We start from the raw sequence: 17518 nt of genomic DNA, 5'->3' as shown, positions 1-17518 counted from the left end.
CGAGCGGATAGACGTCCGCGATGTTGGCTGCGCCGCCCTCCACCGTGGCGACGACCCGCGCGATCTCCTCTGCCGTCAACTCGACCAGCGGAAGCATCTCCGGCGTGATCACCGTCGCGCCCGCCGGAATCAGGTTCTCCGGCACCACGACCTGCCGGGCATCCGAAGCCAGCGCCAGCCCGGCCGGCGTCGGCGTCTGGAACAGCGCCCGCACCGACAGCGACACACCCCGCCGACGCAGCACCTCCACCAACCGGATCCCCAGCAGGGAATGGCCGCCGAGACGGAAGAAGTCGTCGTCCACACCGACGCTCTCCAGACCCAGCACCTCGGCGAACGCCGCGCAGACCACCTCCTCACGCACACTCGCCGGAGCACGACCCGAGCCGGTGCAATACTCGGGGGCGGGCAGGGCCTTGCGGTCCAGCTTGCCGTTCACCGACAACGGCAGCTCATCCACGACGACGACGGCCGAGGGCACCATGTACTCCGGCAGCCGGGACACCACGAACTGCCGTACGTCTTCGGACAGTCCGGAAGCATTGCCGCCGTCCGGGACGACATACGCCACCAGACGCCTGTCACCCGGCACATCCTCACGCGCGACGACAGCCGCCTGCGCGACCCGCCCATGCGCCGCCACAACAGCCTGGATCTCCCCCGGCTCGATACGGAAGCCGCGGATCTTCACCTGCTCGTCCGCACGGCCCAGGTACTCCACCACACCATCAGCGGTCCAGCGGGCCACGTCACCGGTGCGATACATCCGTTCCCCGGTGCCGTACGGCGAGGCAACGAAACGTTCCGCGGTGAGCGCGGCCCGGTTGGCGTAGCCGCGCGCGAGCTGCACGCCGGCGAGATACAGCTCCCCCGCCGCACCGGGAGCGACCGGCTGCAAGTACTCATCCAGCACATACAGGCGGGTGTTGGCCACCGGCCCACCGATCGGCACCACACCGCTTCCACTGCCCCGCTCGCACTGCCAGGCGGTGACATCGACCGAGGCCTCCGTCGGCCCGTACAGATTGTGCAGCTCCACCCCGCCGAACACCTCGAAGAAGCGATCTGCCACCACCGGCGACAGCGCCTCACCCGAACACACCACCCGACGCAGGCTCACACACCGCACCGCGGACGGCTCCGACAGGAACGCCTCCAGCATCGACGGCACGAAATGCGCCGTCGTCACCCCCTGATCAACGATCAGCGAGGCCAGATACTCCGGATCCCGGTGCCCACCCGCACGCGCCACCACCAGGCACGCACCCTCCAGCAACGGCCAGAAGAACTCCCACACCGACACGTCGAACCCGAACGGCGTCTTCTGCACCACCCGGTCCCCCACACCGATTTGGTAGCGGGACTGCATCCACCCCAGCCGGTTCACGATGCCCTCATGCGCCACCACAACGCCCTTCGGACGCCCCGTCGAACCCGACGTGAAGATGACATACGCCGGATGCCCCGGCAGCACAGCCGTACCCAGCGCCGTGCCCGGCAGACCCGCCAACTCCTCGACGACGGCCGGCGCATCCAGCACCACCACCGGTGCACCAGCCGGGATCACCTCGGTGAAGGCCCGCGCCGTCACCACCGCAGCCGGCACCGCATCCTCCAGCACCACGGCAACCCGCTCCGCCGGATACTCCGGATCCAACGGCAGATACGCCGCACCCGCCTTCACCACCGCCAACAACGCCACCACCAGCCCAACCCCGCGCTCCAGGCACACCCCCACCACCGACTCCGGGCCGACACCGCGGCCGGCCAGCAACCGCGCCAAACGGTTCGCCCGCGCATCCAGCTCCGCGAACGACACCTCCACACCCTCGAACACCACCGCCACCGCATCAGGCGTGAGCGCCACCTGCGCCTCGAACAACCCCGGAAGCGTGCCCCCTTCGACCCCCACCGCCGTGTCGTTCCACTCCACCAGCACCCGACGACGCTCGTCCGCGTCCAGCACCTCCAGGCCGCTCACCCGGGTCTCCGGCTCGGCGACCAGCAGTTCCAGCGCCCGTCGGAACCGGGTCGCGAGCCGCGCGGCGGCGTCGCGCTCGAAGAGGTCCACCGAGGCGGTCAGCGAGCCGCGCAGGCCCGCAGGAGCGCCGTTCTGATCGAAGAGCTCAACGAAGTCGAGTTCGAGGTCGAACTTGGCCGCGCGCACGTCGACCGCGGCGCCCGCCGCCGTCCGACCGTCGGACTCGGCGCCAGAGCGCTCCAGCACGATCCGCTCGTTGTTGTGGACGGTCAGCATGACCTGGACCAGCGGGTGCCGGGCCAGGGAGCGGGCAGGTGCGAGCTCCTCGACGAGCTTCTCGAACGGCACGTCCTGGTGCGCGAGAGCGTCCCACCCGGTCTGCCGCGCCTGGGCGAGCACCTCGCGGAAGGCCGGGTCGCCGGTGAGGTCCGTGCGCAGGACCAGGGTGTTGACGAAGAAGCCGACCATGTCGTCCAGCGCGACGTCGGTTCGCCCGGCGACGGCTGTGGCGATCGGTATGTCGGTGCCCGCGCCCAGGCGGGACAGCATGACCGCCAGCGCCGACTGCAGGACCATGAAGACCGTGGCGTCCTCGGCACGAGCCACCTCGGCGAGCCGGGCGTGGACCGCGGCCGGGATCTCCAGCGCCACGCCGTGGCCGCGGTGCGAGGCGACCGCCGTGCGGGCGTGGTCGGACGGCAGGTCGAGCTCCTCGGGAGCACCGGCGAGTTTGTCGCGCCAGTAGGCGAGCTGACGGGCCAGCAGGCTCTCCGGGTCCTCATGGTCGCCCAGCAGCTCACGCTGCCAGAGGGTGTAGTCGGCGTACTGGACGGGCAGCGGCTCCCACTCGGGCGCCCGGCCCTCGCTGCGGGCGAGGTAGGCCTGCGTCACATCGCGCAGCAGCGGCCCCGTCGACCAGCCGTCGCTCGCGATGTGGTGGACCACCACGACCAGCACGGACTCCTCCGGGCCGGTCCGCAGCAGCGTGGCACGGATCGGCACCTCGTCGGCCAGGTCGAACGGGTGGGACTCCAACTCCGAAATCCGAGAGTCGAGTTCGGCGGGCGGCAGATCGGCCACCACCGGTTCCCAGTCCAGTTCCTCCATCTTCAGGATGCGCTGGTACGGCTCACCGTCGACCGTCGGGTAGACGGTGCGCAGCACCTCGTGGCGTCCGATGACGTCCCGCAGGGCCATGTGGAGTGCATCGGCCTCGATCCGTCCCGGCAGGCGCCTGACGATCGGGATGTTGTAGGTGGCGCTCGGGCCCTCAAGCTGCGAAAGGAACCACAACCGGCGCTGCGCGAAAGACAACGGAACCATCAGAACTCCTCCTGGCTGCGCATCGGCCGCAACGCCGGCCTAGCTGATTTCTCATGTCCGAGCTGTTGTGCCAGTCCGGCCACCGTCGGCGCCTCCACAAGCGCCTTCAACGGCACCTCGACGCCTAGCACCGCCCGGATCTGGCTGGTGAGTCGAACGGCGAGGAGGGAGTGCCCGCCGAGGTCGAAGAAGTTGTCGTCGACGCCGACACTCTCCAGACCGAGCACCTGCGCGAAGGCGGCGCAGAGGATCTCCTCCCGCTCATTGGCCGGCGCCCGGCCAGTGCCGGTGGTGTACGCGGGGGCGGGCAGGGCCTTGCGGTCGAGCTTGCCGTTGACGCTCAACGGCAGCTCGTCCAGGACGACGACGGCCGAGGGCACCATGTAGTCCGGCAGCTGCCGCGCCGTGAACTCCAGTAGGGATTCAGGCAGTTCAGCTGTGGTGTCGGCGTCCGGGACGACGTAGGCCACCAGACGCAATTCACCCGGGGTGTCCTCGCGAGCGATCACCGCGGCCTGCGCCACCAGGGGATGCCCGGCGATCACGGACTGCACCTCGCCCGGCTCGATCCGCAAACCACGGATCTTGACCTGCTCGTCCGCCCGGCCCAGGTACTCCAGCTGACCGTCCGCGGTCCAGCGCGCGATGTCACCGGTGCGATACATCCGCGCGCCCGGCTCGAACGGGTTCGCGACGAACCGCTCCCCCGTCAGGGCAGCACGGCCCGCATAACCACGCGCCAACTGCACACCCGCCAGATAGAGCTCACCCGCCGCACCCACCGGAACCGGGTTCAGCCCGGCATCCAGGACGTACACGCGGGTGTTCGCGACCGGCGCGCCGATCGGCACCACACCCGTGCTCTGCCCGCGCTCGCACTGCCAGGCGGTGACATCGACCGAAGCCTCCGTCGGCCCGTACAGATTGTGCAGCTCCACCCCGCCGAACACCTCGAAGAACCGCTGCTGCGTGTGCAGCGGCAATGCCTCACCCGAGCACACCACCCGACGCAGGCTCACACACCGCGCCGCGGACGGCTCCGACAGGAACGCCTCCAGCATCGACGGCACGAAATGCGCCGTCGTCACCCCCTGATCAACGATCAGCGAGGCCAGATACTCCGGATCCCGGTGCCCACCCGCACGCGCCACCACCAGGCACGCACCCTCCAGCAACGGCCAGAAGAACTCCCACACCGACACGTCGAACCCGAACGGCGTCTTCTGCACCACCCGGTCCCCCACACCGATTTGGTAGCGGGACTGCATCCACCCCAGCCGGTTCACGATGCCCTCATGCGCCACCACAACGCCCTTAGGACGCCCCGTCGAACCCGACGTGAAGATCACATACGCGGCATCCAGCGGCCCCACCACACCCAACGCGCCACCCTCAAGACCCGCCAACTCCTCAACAACGGCAGACCCATCCACCACCACCACCACCGGCACAACAGCCGGGATCACCTCCGCGAAAGCCCGCGCCGTCACCACCGCAGCCGGCGCGGCATCCTCCAGCACCACGGCAACCCGCTCAGCCGGATACTCCGGATCCAACGGCAGATACGCCGCACCCGCCTTCACCACCGCCAACAACGCCACCACCAACTCAACACCGCGCTCCAGGCACACCCCCACCACAGAGCCGACAGTCACACCCCGCCCCACCAACAACCGCGCCAAACGGTTCGCCCGCGCATCCAGCTCCGCGTACGACACCTCCACACCCTCGAACACCACCGCCACCGCATCAGGCGTGAGCGCCACCTGCGCCTCGAACAACCCCGGAAGCGTGCCCCCTTCGACCCCCACCGCCGTGTCGTTCCACTCCACCAGCACCCGACGACGCTCGTCCGCGTCCAGCACCTCAACCGCACCCAGCGCGACCTCCGGACCACCCTCCAGCGCCACCTCCAACGCCGACACCAAGCCCTCGACGGCCCTGCCCACCAGCGCGACGACCGCCATCGGGTCGACGGGCGCGACGGCGTCCACCGCCGTGCGGATGGCCCGTCCGTTGTCGTCGACGTTCACCGCGAGCGGGTAGTTGGTGGCGTCCCGGGAGAGCAGGGTGCGGATCCCGCCCGTCTCGCTCTCGGCCGGTTGCTGTGTTGCCGCCGCTTGGTCGTCCCACTGGTCGGCGGCGTGACGGTAGTTGAGGAAGGAGGTGAAGAGCGGTGCGCCGCCGGTGAGTCCGCTGGCCTGCTGGGCCACGGTGAGCGGCGCGTTCTCGTGTTCGAGGAGCTGCGCCAGCTGGCCGCGCATCGCGGACACCGCGTCCAGGACTCCGAGTTCGTCCGTGCGCACCCGTACCGGGAGCGTGTTGATGAAGGGGCCGGGGACACGTTCCGCGCCGGCTCCGGCGTTCATCCGGCCGAACAGCACCGTGCCGAAAACGACGTCGTCCCGGCCGCTGACCGCGCCGATCACCCGGGCCCAGGCGACATGCATCAGGGTCGCCACGCTGGCACCCAGCCGGCGTGACACCGAGCGCAGCCGCGCCTCCAGTTCGGGAGCCAGCGCCTGGGAGGCGCGTTCGGCCTCGGCGCCGACGCCGCGCACGTCCGTCAGGCCGTACGGAGCCGTCGGTTCGGTGACGTCACCCAGCAGCTCGGCGAAGAAGCGTTCGTGCTCCGCGCGCGGGATGCCGCCGCGGACCTGCGCCACGAAGTCGCGGAACGGCAGCGGTTCCGGCAGTTCGTCGGCGCGGCCGGTGAGGAAGGCGTGGATCTCGTCCAGCAGCACCGACAGCGCGGTGTGGTCCTGCACCATGTGGTGCACCCGCACCAGGCCGAGCCGGCGGCCGTCCGGTCCGGCGGCCGTGTGCAGCTCGACCAGAGGTGCCCGGGACAGGTCCATGACCCGTCCGACCGCCTCGGTCAGTTCGGCCACCGGGTCGCCGCCCCGCGGGTCCAGCGGCACCTCGTGCACCGGGAGTACGGCCTTGCGCCACACCACCTGTACGGGCTCACGCAGGCCGTCCCAGACGATGCCGGTGCGCAGGATGTCGTGCCGGTCCAGGACCTGCTGGAGCGCCTCGGCGAAGCGGTCGAGCAGTTCGCGTGAGCCGAACTCCAGGACATTCGGCTGGACGTAGACGTCGTCGCCGCCGTCGGCGAGCAGGTGGTGGTAGAGCAGGCCGTCCTGGATCGGGGCGAGCGGGTAGATGTCCGCGATGTTCGCGGCGCCGCCCTCGACGGTCGCGACGACGCGGTCGATCTCCTCGGCGGTGAGGTCGGCCAGGGTGAGCATCTCCGGCGTGATCGCGGTCGCGCCCGCCGGGATCAGGTTCTCGGGCACCTCCACCTGCCGTACGCCGCCCGAGCGGGCCAGGCCGGCCGGGGTCGGGCTGTCGAACAGCGCCCGCACCGACACCGACACGCCCTGCGCCTGCACCAGGCTGATCAGTCTGACGGCGAGCAGGGAGTGGCCGCCGAGGGCGAAGAAGTCGTCGTCGACGCCGACGCGGTCCAGGCCGAGCACCTGCGCGAAGGCGGCGCAGAGGATCTCCTCGCGGACGGTGGCGGGGCCACGGCCGGAGCCGGGGGCGAGGTCGGGTGCGGGAAGGGCCTTGCGGTCGACCTTGCCGTTCGCGGTGAGCGGCAGTTCCTCGAGGACGACGAAGGCGGAGGGCACCATGTAGCCGGGCAGCTCCCGGCCCAGCTGCGCCCTGACCTCCACGACATCCAGCTCCGCCGGGCCGGTCTGCGGAACCAGGTAGGCGGCCAGCAGCGCGTCACCGGACATGTCACGGCGTACCGCCGCCACCGCCCGGGCCACACCCTCCTGGCGTTCCAGGACGGCCTCCACCTCGCCCAGCTCGATCCGGAAGCCGCGCACCTTCACCTGGTCGTCGACCCGGCCCAGGCACTCCAGCTCTCCCCGCGCGTTCCAGCGAGCCAGGTCCCCGGTCCGGTACATCCGCTGTCCGGCCGTGAACGGCGAGGCCACGAAGCGCTCGGCTGTCAGGCCCGGACGGCCCGCGTAGCCGCGCGCCAACTGCGCACCCGCCAGATACAGTTCGCCCGCCACACCGACCGGTGCGGGGCGCAGCGACTGGTCCAGCACGTACGCCCGGGTGTTGGCGAACGGCCGGCCGACCACGACCGTGCCGCCCGTCACCTCGGCCGAAGTGGCCCAGACCGTCGCCTCGGTCGGCCCGTACAGGTTCACCGCGGTGATCCCCAGCTCCACGAACCGCTGCGCCAGCTCCTGCGGCAGCGCCTCACCGCCGACCAGCGCCCGGACACCGGCCGGCCAGTCGCCCACGTCGAGCAGGGCCCGCCACAGGGACGGCACCGCCTGCAACACCGTCGCACCCGACGAGACCGCCAGCTCTGCCAGCGCGGCCGGATCGCGCACCACGGCCCGCGCCGCGACAACCACCGACGCCCCGCGGACCAGCGGCAGGAACAGCTCCAGAGCCGCGATGTCGAAGGACACCGTGGTCACCGCCAGCAGCCGGTCCTCCGCTCCCGGCTCCACCCGCTGCCCCACACCGAACAGGTGGTTGACCAGCGCGCCGTGCGGGACCATGACGCCCTTGGGACGACCTGTGGAACCCGAGGTGTAGATGACGTACGCCGTGTTCCCGGGCGCCACCGCCGTGCTCGGGCGCACCTCCGCGGCCTCGGCCAGGTTCCGCACCGTGGACGGCTCGTCGACGACGAGCACCGGCACCTCGGCCGGCACCACGCCCGCAACCGCCGACTGCGAAACCACCAGTGGAACACCCGCATCCGAGAGGACGAAGGCGATCCGCTCAGCCGGGTAATCCGGATCCACCGGCAGATACGCCGCCCCGGCCTTCGCCACCGCCAGCAGCGCCACCACCAGGTCGACACCGCGCTCCATGACCACGCCGACCACGGACTCCGGACCGACACCACGTCCGGCCAGCAGCTGCCCCAACCGGTTCGCGCGCGCATCCAGCTCCGCGTACGACACCTCCGCACCCTCGAACACCACCGCCACCGCATCAGGCGTCCGCGCCACCTGCGCCTCGAACAGCGCCGGCAACGTGGCCGCCGTAACCTCCGCCGCCGTGTCGTTCCACTCCATCAGCACCCGACGACGCTCAGCCGCGTCCAGCACCTCGATCGCGCCCAGCGCGACCTCGGGTCCGCCGTCCAGCGCCGTCTCCAACGCCGACACCAGCTGCTCGGTGGCGGTGCGCACCAGCACGCCGACCGCCTCCGCGTCGATCGCCTCGACCGCGTCGACGGTCAGCGCGAGGCCGTCGCCGTCGTCGTCCACGGCGACCCCGAGCGGGTAGTTGGTGCGCTCGCGCGCGTACAGCAGGCGGATGCCCTGGCCGTCCTGCTGTTCCTCGGCCGACCGCCCGTCGGCCGCCGGCTCCTCGGCCGGCTGCTCCTCGCCCCGGCCGGGGTTGTGGCGGTAGTTGAGGAAGGCGGTGAACAGCGGCGTCTCACCCGCGAGTCCGCCGGCCTGCTGGGCGGTCGAGAGCGAGGCGTGCTCGTGCTCCATCAGCCGGGCCAGCTGGGAGCGCATCTGCGACACCGCCGTCAGGACCCCGGTGTCGGCCGTACGGACGCGCACCGGAAGCGTGTTGATGAACGGGCCGGGCACTTGGCCGACTCCTGCCCCACCCGTCATCCGGCCGAACAGCACGGTCCCGAAGACCACGTCGTCCCGGCCGGACATCGCCCCGACCGCCCGGGCCCAGGCAACGTGCAGGACGGTCGCCGCACTCACGCGCAGCCTGCGGGCGACCTCGCGCAGCCGGCGCTCGGACGCGGGCGGGAAGGGCACCACCCGCCGGGTCACTGACGCGCCGTCGCCGTGCACCTCGGTGACACCGAACGGCGCGGTGCTCTCGTCCAGGTCGCCCAGCAGCTCGGTGAAGTACCGCTCGTGCGAGGCCAGTTCGGCCTCGTCGCGGGAGTGTGCCACGAAGTCCCGGAAGGGCAGCGGCTCGGGCAGGTCGGCGGCCCGGCCGGTGAGGAAGGCCCCCACCTCGGAGAGCAGCAGCTCCAATGCCGTGTGGTCCTGCACCAGGTGGTGGATGCGGATCAGCGCCAGTCGGCGGTCCGTATCCGGCACGGCGGCCCGGTGCACGGTGATCAGGGGGGCCCGGCCCAGGTCCATGGACAGGCCCACGGCCGCGATCAGGTCGGCGGCCAGATCCTCACCGTGCGGGTCGAGGGTGACGTCGACGACCCGCATCGGTGCGCGGCGCCACACGACCTGGACAGGCTCGGGCAGTCCCTCCCAGACGAGGGAGGTCCGGAAGATGTCATGCCGGTCGAGGACGCTCTGGAGCGCTTGCACGAACGCGTCGAGCCTGGCCGGTGTGTCGAACTCCAGCACCGCAGGCAGGACATAGGCGTCGTCGCCGCCGTCGGCCAGCAGGTGGTGGAAGAGCAGGCCCTCCTGCAGCGGACCGAGCGGGTAGACGTCCGCGACGTTGGCCGCGCCGCCGTCCACGCCCGCGACGACCCGCTCGATCTGCTCGGGCGTGAGGTCGACCAGCGGCAGCATCTCCGGGGTGATCGTGGTCGCGTCGGCGGGAATCGAGTTCTCCGGCACCTCGGCCCGCGTGGTGCCCGCCGCGAGTGCAAGCCCGGCCGGGGTCGGCGTCTCGAAGAGCGCCCGCACCGGCAGCACGACGCCCTGCGCGCGCAGCCGCTCGACCAGCCGGATCGCCAGCAGGGAGTGGCCGCCGAGGGCGAAGAAGTCGTCGTCCACGCCGACGCGCTCCAGCTCCAGAACCTCGCCGAAGACGGCGCAGAGCAGCTCCTCGCGTGCGTTGGCGGGGCCCCGCCCGGTGCCCGCCGGGTAATGCGGCGGCGCGGGCAGGCGTGCGGTGTCGACCTTGCCGTTCGCCGTCAGCGGCAGTTCGTCGAGCAGCATCACGGCGGCCGGCACCATCGACTCCGGCAGCTGCTCCCGCACGAACGCGCGCAGCTCCGCCGGGTCGACCTCGGCACCGGGCGCGGGCACCACGTACGCCACCAGCCTGCGGTCCGCCGCCACACCCGACGAGCGGGGAACCGAGCCGACGGCCGGACGCTCCGGGAAGACCGCCGGGACGCCCGCGCCGTCGACGACCCGCACACCGCTCAGCGGCAGCTCCGGGTTCGTCGTCAGTGTGTCCAGCACGCCCGCCAGGCAGTCGGCGAACAGCAGGACCGTCTTCGCCTCGAACAGATCGGAGGCGGCCGTCACCGAGCCCCGGATCCCGGACGGTGCGCCGTCCGGCCCCATGACCTCGGTGAACGACAGCTCCAGGTCGAACTTGGCCGCCGACGCGCCGGCGGGGGCCGCGGCGGACACCTCGACGCGCTCCCCGTCCAGCATGGTCCGCGCGGCGTTCTGCAGGGTCAACATCACCTGGAACAGCGGGTGCCGGGACAGCGACCGGGCAGGGGCCAGTTCCTCGACCAGCCGCTCGAACGGCAGGTCCTGGTGACCGAACGCGGCGAGGCTGGTCGCCCGCACCCGGCGCAGCGCCTCGCGGAACGTAGGGTCACCGGTGAGGTCCGTACGCAGCACGAGCGTGTTCACGAAGAAGCCGACCAGGTCGTCCAGCGCCTCGTCGGTCCGGCCCGCGACGTCCGTCCCGAGCGGGATGTCCGTCCCCCCGCCGAGGCGGCTCAGCAGGACGGCCAAGGCCCCCTGCAGCACCATGAACGGCGTGGCGCCCTCGGCCTGTGCCAGCTCCAGCAGCCGGGCGTGCGTCTGCGCGGAGATCTCCAGCCGCACCCGGTGACCCTGGTACGAGGCCGCCGCGGGGCGCGGGTGGTCGACCGGCAGCGCGAGCTCCTCAGGGAGGCCCGCCAGCGCGTCGCGCCAGTAGTTCATCTGCCGGTGCAGCAGGCTGTTCGGGTCGTCCGCCTCGCCCAGCAGCTCGCGCTGCCAGATCGCGTAGTCCGCGTACTGGACCGGCAGGGGTGCCCATTCGGGCGGCCGGCCCTCGCTACGGGCCTGGTACGCCGTCATGAGGTCGCGGGTGAACGGGCCCGTCGACCAGCCGTCGCTGGCGATGTGGTGGAACACCACGACCAGCACCTGCTCCTCCGGCGACGCGGCCAGCAGCCAGGCGCGGACCGGCACTTCGGCCGCCAGGTCGAAGGTGTGTCCCTCGGCTGCCGCGATCGCGGCGTCGAGCTCCGCCCGGGGCACCTCCTCGACCGACAGCTCCCAGGCCAGGTCGTCGAGCTTCAGCACGCTCTGGTACGGCTCGCCGTCCACGGTCGTGAACACGGTCCGCAGGATCTCGTGGCGGCCGATGACGTCCCGCAGGGCGGTGTTCAGCGCCGCCCGGTCCGTCCCAGCGGTGAGCGGGAGGATCAGTGGCACGTTGTAGGTGGCGCTCGGCCCCTCCAGCTGGGAGATGAACCACAGCCGCCGCTGCGCGAAGGACAACGGAATCATCAGGACTCCTCCTGGTTGGGCCTCGGCCGCAGGGCCGGCCTGGTCGGTGCCGGCGCCGTCTTCTCCGCCAGTCGGGCGGCGAGCTCGGCCGGAGTCGGGGAGTCGAACAGCACCGCGATCTCCACCTCGACGTTCAGCAGGGTCCGGATCCGGTTGGTCAGGCGGACGGCGAGCAGGGAGTGGCCACCGAGGGCGAAGAAGTCGTCGTCCACACCGACCTCGGGCACGCGCAGCACCTCGGCGAACGCCTCGCACAGCACCCGCTCACGCTCGCTCGCCGGCGCCCGGCCGGACCCGGCACCACCCGACACCTCCGGCGCCGGCAGCACCTTGCGGTCCAGCTTCCCGTTACCGGTCAACGGCAGCGCCTCCAGCACCACGACCGCCGACGGCACCATGTACTCGGGCAACCGACGCCCGGCGAACTCCCTGACAAGAGCAGGCAGTCCGGCAACATCCTCATCAGGATCGTCGGCAACGACATACGCCACCAGGCGGACATCGCCGGGCACATCCTCACGAGCGACCACAGCGGCCCGCGCGACCTGCGGGTGACCGGCGACGACAGCCTCGACCTCACCCGGCTCGATCCGGAAACCACGGACCTTCACCTGCTCATCCGCACGCCCCAAAAACTCGAGCTGCCCATCCCCACGCCAGCGAGCGACATCACCCGAGCGGTACATCCGCACACCCGCCTCGAACGGGCTCGCCACAAAGCGCTCCGCCGTCAGACCCGGCCGCCCCACATACCCACGCGCCAACTGCGCACCCGCGATATACAACTCACCCGCCACACCCACCGCCACCGGACGCAACGCACCATCCAGCACAAACAACCGCACGTTCGCCACCGGACGACCGATCGGCACCACCGCACCGACCTCATCACCGGCCCGCACCTCGAACACCGCACAGCCGACCGTCGCCTCCGTCGGACCGTACTCGTTCACCACCACCGACCCCGGCGCACGCTCCAACAAACCCCGCACCACCGAACCGGCCAACGCCTCACCACCCACCACCCACGTACCCGCGGCGCCGGCCACCTGGTCATCCGTCAGCATCTCGCCAAGCAGCGGGAGATGCGCAGGAACGGCCTTCGCCAGACCGAAGCCACCCCGCTCACGAACCAGCTCCGCCAGACCCTCCGCACCACCGTCGCCGCTCACCACCACCGGCGCGCCCGAGATCAGCGGCACCACCACACTCGTCACCGTCAGATCGAACGCCAGCGACGAATGCAGCGGCGCACCACCCGCCGGACCGTACGAACCCGCCGCGAAGCACGCGTAGTTGAGCAGGCCGCCGTGCGTGACCGCGACGCCCTTCGGGCGGCCCGTCGAGCCGGAGGTGTAGATGACGTACGCCATACCGTCCGCGGACACCGGCACCCCGGGCGCCGACGTCGGTAGTGCGGCCAGCTGCATCGTCGTCGGCGTGCTGTCGACCGCCACCAACCGAGCCCGTCCGGCGGGGAGTTCGTCCAGCACCTCCTCGTCGGTGAGCGTCAGCACCGCACCGCTGTCCGCGAGCATGAACGAGATCCGCTCGACCGGGTATGCCGGGTCGAGCGGCAGGAACGCCGCCCCCGCCTTCCACACCGCGAGGATGGCCACGACCGCGTCCACGCCGCGCGGCAGGCACACACCCACCAGCGACTCGGCGCCGACACCCTGACCGACCAAATAGTGCGCGAGCCGGTTCGCCCGCGCGTCCAGCTCAGCGAACGACACTTCCTCGCCGTCCGCCACGACCGCCACCGCATCCGGCGTACGCCCCACGTGCGCGGCGAACAGCTCCGGCACCAGAGCCGAACCGAGGTCCGCCGCCGAGTCGTTCCACTCCACCAGCACCTGACGACGCCCGGCCTCGCCCAGCACATCCACGGTATCCACCGCCATGCCCGGGTCGCGGGTCACCGCGTCCAGCACCTTGCGCAGAGCGGATCCGATCCGTTCGACCGACTCCACGTCGAACAGGTCGGCCGCCGCCACCACCAAGCCACGCAGCCCACCGGGCGCGCCCTCGGCATCGAACGCCTCGACGAGCCGCACCTCCAGGTCGAACTTCGCCGCCGCGGTGCCGGCCGACACGCCGCCGGTCGATTCGCCGACCGTGTCGGTGCCCGCCGTCAGGCGGTCGGCGGTGTTGTTCTGGAGGTCCAGCTGAACCTGGAACAGCGGGTGCCGTGCACGGGAGCGGGCAGGAGAGAGTTCCTCGACCAGCTTCTCGAAGGGCACGTCCTGGTGCGCCAGCGCGGACAGCGTCCGCTCCCGCACCCGGCCCAGCACCTCACGGAAGGTCGGCCGCCCGGACAGGTCCGTCCGCACCACCAGTGTGTTGATGAAGAAGCCGACCAGATCGTCCAGCGCCTCGTCGGTACGGCCCGCGTTCGCCGAGCCGATCGGAATGTCCGTTCCCGCACCGAGCTTGGAGAGCAGCACGGCGAGGGAGGCCTGGAGCACCATGAACGGCGTCACGCCCTCCGCCCGGGCCACCTCCACCAGCCGCTCATGCACGGCCGCCGGAACCTCCAACGGCAGGCGGTGCCCCTGGTGGGAGGCGATCGCCGGACGCGGCCGGTCCACCGGGAGCACCAGCTCCTCCGGCGCCCCGGCCAGCGCCTCACGCCAGTACGCGATCTGCTGCGCGATCAGGCTCTGCGGGTCCCGCTCATCGCCGAGCAGGTCGCGCTGCCAGAGCGTGTAGTCGGCGTACTGCACGGGCAGCGGCGCCCACTGCGGGGCCCGGCCCGCGGCCCGCGCCTCGTACGCGGTCACGATGTCCCGACTGAGCGGGGCCTGCGACCAGCCGTCTCCGGCGATGTGGTGGAGCAGGATCAGCAGGACCCTCTCCTGCGGCCCGGCCTCGAACAGCGTGGCGCGGATCGGCACGTCCGCCGACAGGTCGAAGGCATGGTCCGAGGCCTCGGCGAGCGCCTCCTCCAGCTTGTCCTGCGAGACCTCGACGATCTGCAGCTCCCAGGCCAGGTCGTCGATCTCGGTGATCCGCTGGAACGGTTCGCTGTCACCCGCCGCGTACACGGTCCGCAGGACCTCGTGCCGCCCGATGACGTCACGCAGGGCCGCGCCCAGCGCTCCGGTGTCGATGTCGGCCGGAAGTGAGATCCGGAACGGGATGTTGTAGGTCGAGCTGGGGCCTTCCAACTGGTCGATGAACCAGAGCCGTTGCTGCGCGAAGGAGAGCGGGAGGCGCTCCGGTCGCTCGCCGGCCCGGAGGGCTGGACGAGCCCCGGCCGAGCCGGCGAGACGGGCCGCGAGCCCGGCGACCGTCGGCGCCTCGAACAGGGTGCGCAGCGGCACTTCGACGCCCAGAACCACACGCACCCGGCTGATCAGCCGGACGGCGAGCAGGGAGTGGCCGCCGAGCACGAAGAAGTCGTCATCCACACCGACCCGCTCCAGGCCGAGCACCTGCGCGAACGCGGCGCAGAGCAGCTCCTCCTGCAGCGTTGCCGGACCTCGGCTCTCGCCCGCGGTGTACATGGGGGCGGGCAGGCGTGCGGTGTCGACCTTGCCGTTCGCCGTCAGCGGCAGTTCGTCGAGCAGCATCACGGCGGCCGGCACCATCGACTCCGGCAGCTGCTCCCGCACGAACGCGCGCAGCTCCGCCGGGTCGACCTCGGCACCGGGCGCGGGCACCACGTACGCCACCAGCCTGCGGTCCGCCGCCACACCCGACGAGCGGGGAACCGAGCCGACGGCCGGACGCTCCGGGAAGACCGCCGGGACGCCCGCGCCGTCGACGACCCGCACACCGCTCAGCGGCAGCTCCGGGTGCCTCGAGAGCGTGTCGAGGACGCCCACCAGGCAGTCCGCGAACAGCAGGACCGTCTTCGCCTCGAACAGGTCCGCCGAGGCGGTGACGCCGCCGTACAGCCCGGTCGGAGCCCCGTCGGCGTCGAAGGCCTCGCCGACACCGACCTCGAGGTCGAACTTCGCCGCCGCGGTACCGGCCGAGAGTGCCGCCCCTCCGGAGGGTGCACCACCGAGTTCCAGCCTCGCCGGCTGGTTGTTCTGCAGGGTCAACGACACCTGGAACAGCGGATGGCGGGCCATGGAACGAGCAGGCGCGAGCTCCTCCACCAGCTTCTCGAACGGCACCTCCTGGTGCGCGAAGGCGGACAGCCCCACCTCACGGACGCGGGCGACGACCTCGGCGAACGTCGGGTCGCCGGACAGGTCCGTGCGCACCACCAGCGTGTTGACGAAGAAGCCGACGAGGTCGTCGAGTGCCTCGTCCGTACGGCCCGCGTTGAACGTGCCGATCGGGATGTCGGTGCCGGCGCCGAGCCGGTTGAGCAGTACGGCGAGGGCCGCTTGGAGCACCATGAACATCGTCGCGCCCTCGGCACGCGCCAGCTCCGCCAGTCGGGCGTGGACGTCCGCCGGGATCTGCAGCGCCGCGTCGTGCCCGCGGTACGAGGAGACGGCGGGACGGAGGTGATCAGCCGGGAGGTCCAGCTCCCCGGGGATGCCCGACAGTGCCTCCTTCCAGTACGCGATCTGCCTGCCCACCAGGCTGTCTGCGTCCCGTTCGTCGCCGAGCAGGTCGCGCTGCCAGAGCGTGTAGTCCGCGTACTGGACCGGCAGCGGCTCCCACGCGGGTGCCCGGCCGGCGCTGCGCGCCGCATAGGCGGCCGACAGGTCCCGTGCCAGCGGCGCCGTCGACCAGCCGTCGCTGGCGATGTGGTGCAGGACGACGGCCAGCACCGGATCGGCGCCGCCCTCCGGCTCGAAGAACCAGGCGCGGATCGGCACTTCGCCGGTCAGGTCGAAGGGATGCTCCGCCGCCGTCCAGACCTCGCGTTCCAGGTCCGTCGACGCCACCGGGACGGCCTTGATCTCCCAGTCCAGCTCGCCGAGTTCCAGGATTTGCTGATACGGCTCGCCGTCGACGGCCGGGAACACGGTGCGCAGCACCTCGTGCCGCCCGATCACGTCGCGGAAGGCGGCGTTGAGCGCCTCCCGGTCGGTGTCGCCGGGCAGCCGGAGCACCACCGGGACGTTGTAGGTGGCGCTCGACTCCTCCAACTGGTTGAGGAACCAGAGCCTTTGCTGGGCGTAGGAGAGCGGGAGGTGCTGCGGTCGGGGCATGGGTGTGAGGGGGGTGCGGGCGGTTTCGGCGCCCGTGAGGCGGGCGGCGAGGGCCGCGACGGTCGGGGCCTCGAACAGGGTGCGGATCTCCGTCTCGACACCCACAACGGTGCGGATACGGCTGACGAGGCGCACCGCGAGGAGGGAGTGACCGCCAAGGTCGAAGAAGTCGTCGTCGACACCGACGCTCTCCAGCCCGAGGACCTCGGCGAAGGCCAGGCAGAGCAACTCCTCCTGCAGACTTGCCGCGCGGCGGCCGGTACCGGCCGAGGAGTTGCCGTAGTCCGGAGCGGGAAGCGCCTTGCGGTCCAGCTTCCCGTTCCCGGTCAGCGGCAGCTCGCCCAGGACCACGACCGCCGACGGCACCATGTGCTCCGGCAGACGCCGCGCCATGAACTCACGTACCGCGGCAGGCAGTCCGCTGCTGTCCTCATCCGGATCGTCCGCGACCACATACGCCACCAGACGGGTCTCCCCGGGAACGCCCTCACGGGCGACGACCGCCGCCTGCGCGACCAACGGGTAAGCAGCGGCAACGGACTGCACCTCACCCAGCTCGATCCGGTAGCCACGGACCTTGACCTGCTCGTCCGTGCGGCCCAGGAACACCACCCGCCCGTCGGCCGTCCAGCGGACCCGGTCACCCGTGCGATACATCCGCACACCCGGCTCGAACGGATTCGCCACGAACCGCTCAG

3 protein-coding genes (2 of these 3 cut by a window edge) are annotated in these 17518 nt (G+C 71.4%); all 3 read right to left on the bottom strand.

The genetic code is table 11. From position 1 onward, the window contains the following. Tightly spaced (each overlapping or abutting the next), the 3 genes in view from C6376_RS28535 to C6376_RS28525 form a layout consistent with a single transcriptional unit that may run on beyond the window. Nucleotides 1-3304 carry the 5' portion of a non-ribosomal peptide synthetase gene (locus tag C6376_RS28535; RefSeq protein WP_107446045.1) on the bottom strand. 13610 nt of this gene lie to the left of the window's left edge, so the window shows 3304 of its 16914 coding nt (coding positions 1-3304); its start codon is at nucleotides 3302-3304; its stop codon lies off the left edge, out of view. Then, on the bottom strand, nucleotides 3304-11700 hold the full coding sequence (locus tag C6376_RS28530) for a non-ribosomal peptide synthetase (RefSeq protein WP_107446044.1): 8397 nt from the start codon (nucleotides 11698-11700) through the stop codon (nucleotides 3304-3306). The genes C6376_RS28535 and C6376_RS28530 overlap by 1 nt, the downstream gene beginning before the upstream one ends. Then, a protein-coding gene (locus tag C6376_RS28525; RefSeq protein WP_107446043.1) for a non-ribosomal peptide synthetase crosses the window boundary here: on the bottom strand, nucleotides 11700-17518 show its end. 12151 nt of this gene lie beyond the right edge of the window; the window shows 5819 of its 17970 coding nt (coding positions 12152-17970); its start codon lies beyond the right edge, outside the window — the gene reads right to left on this strand; the stop codon is at nucleotides 11700-11702. The genes C6376_RS28530 and C6376_RS28525 overlap by 1 nt, the downstream gene beginning before the upstream one ends.

The sequence above is a fragment of the Streptomyces sp. P3 genome, assembly GCF_003032475.1.
GTDB lineage: Bacteria > Actinomycetota > Actinomycetes > Streptomycetales > Streptomycetaceae > Streptomyces.
The sequence above is the reverse complement of the archived record's forward strand: the minus strand, read 5'-3'. Positions and strand labels throughout refer to the sequence as shown.

Excerpts from the sequence above, each read along its gene's own strand:
- C6376_RS28530 (WP_107446044.1), bottom strand. The coding sequence starts at position 11,700 with ATGATTCCGTTGTCCTTCGCGCAGCGGCGGCTGTGGTTCATCTCCCAG.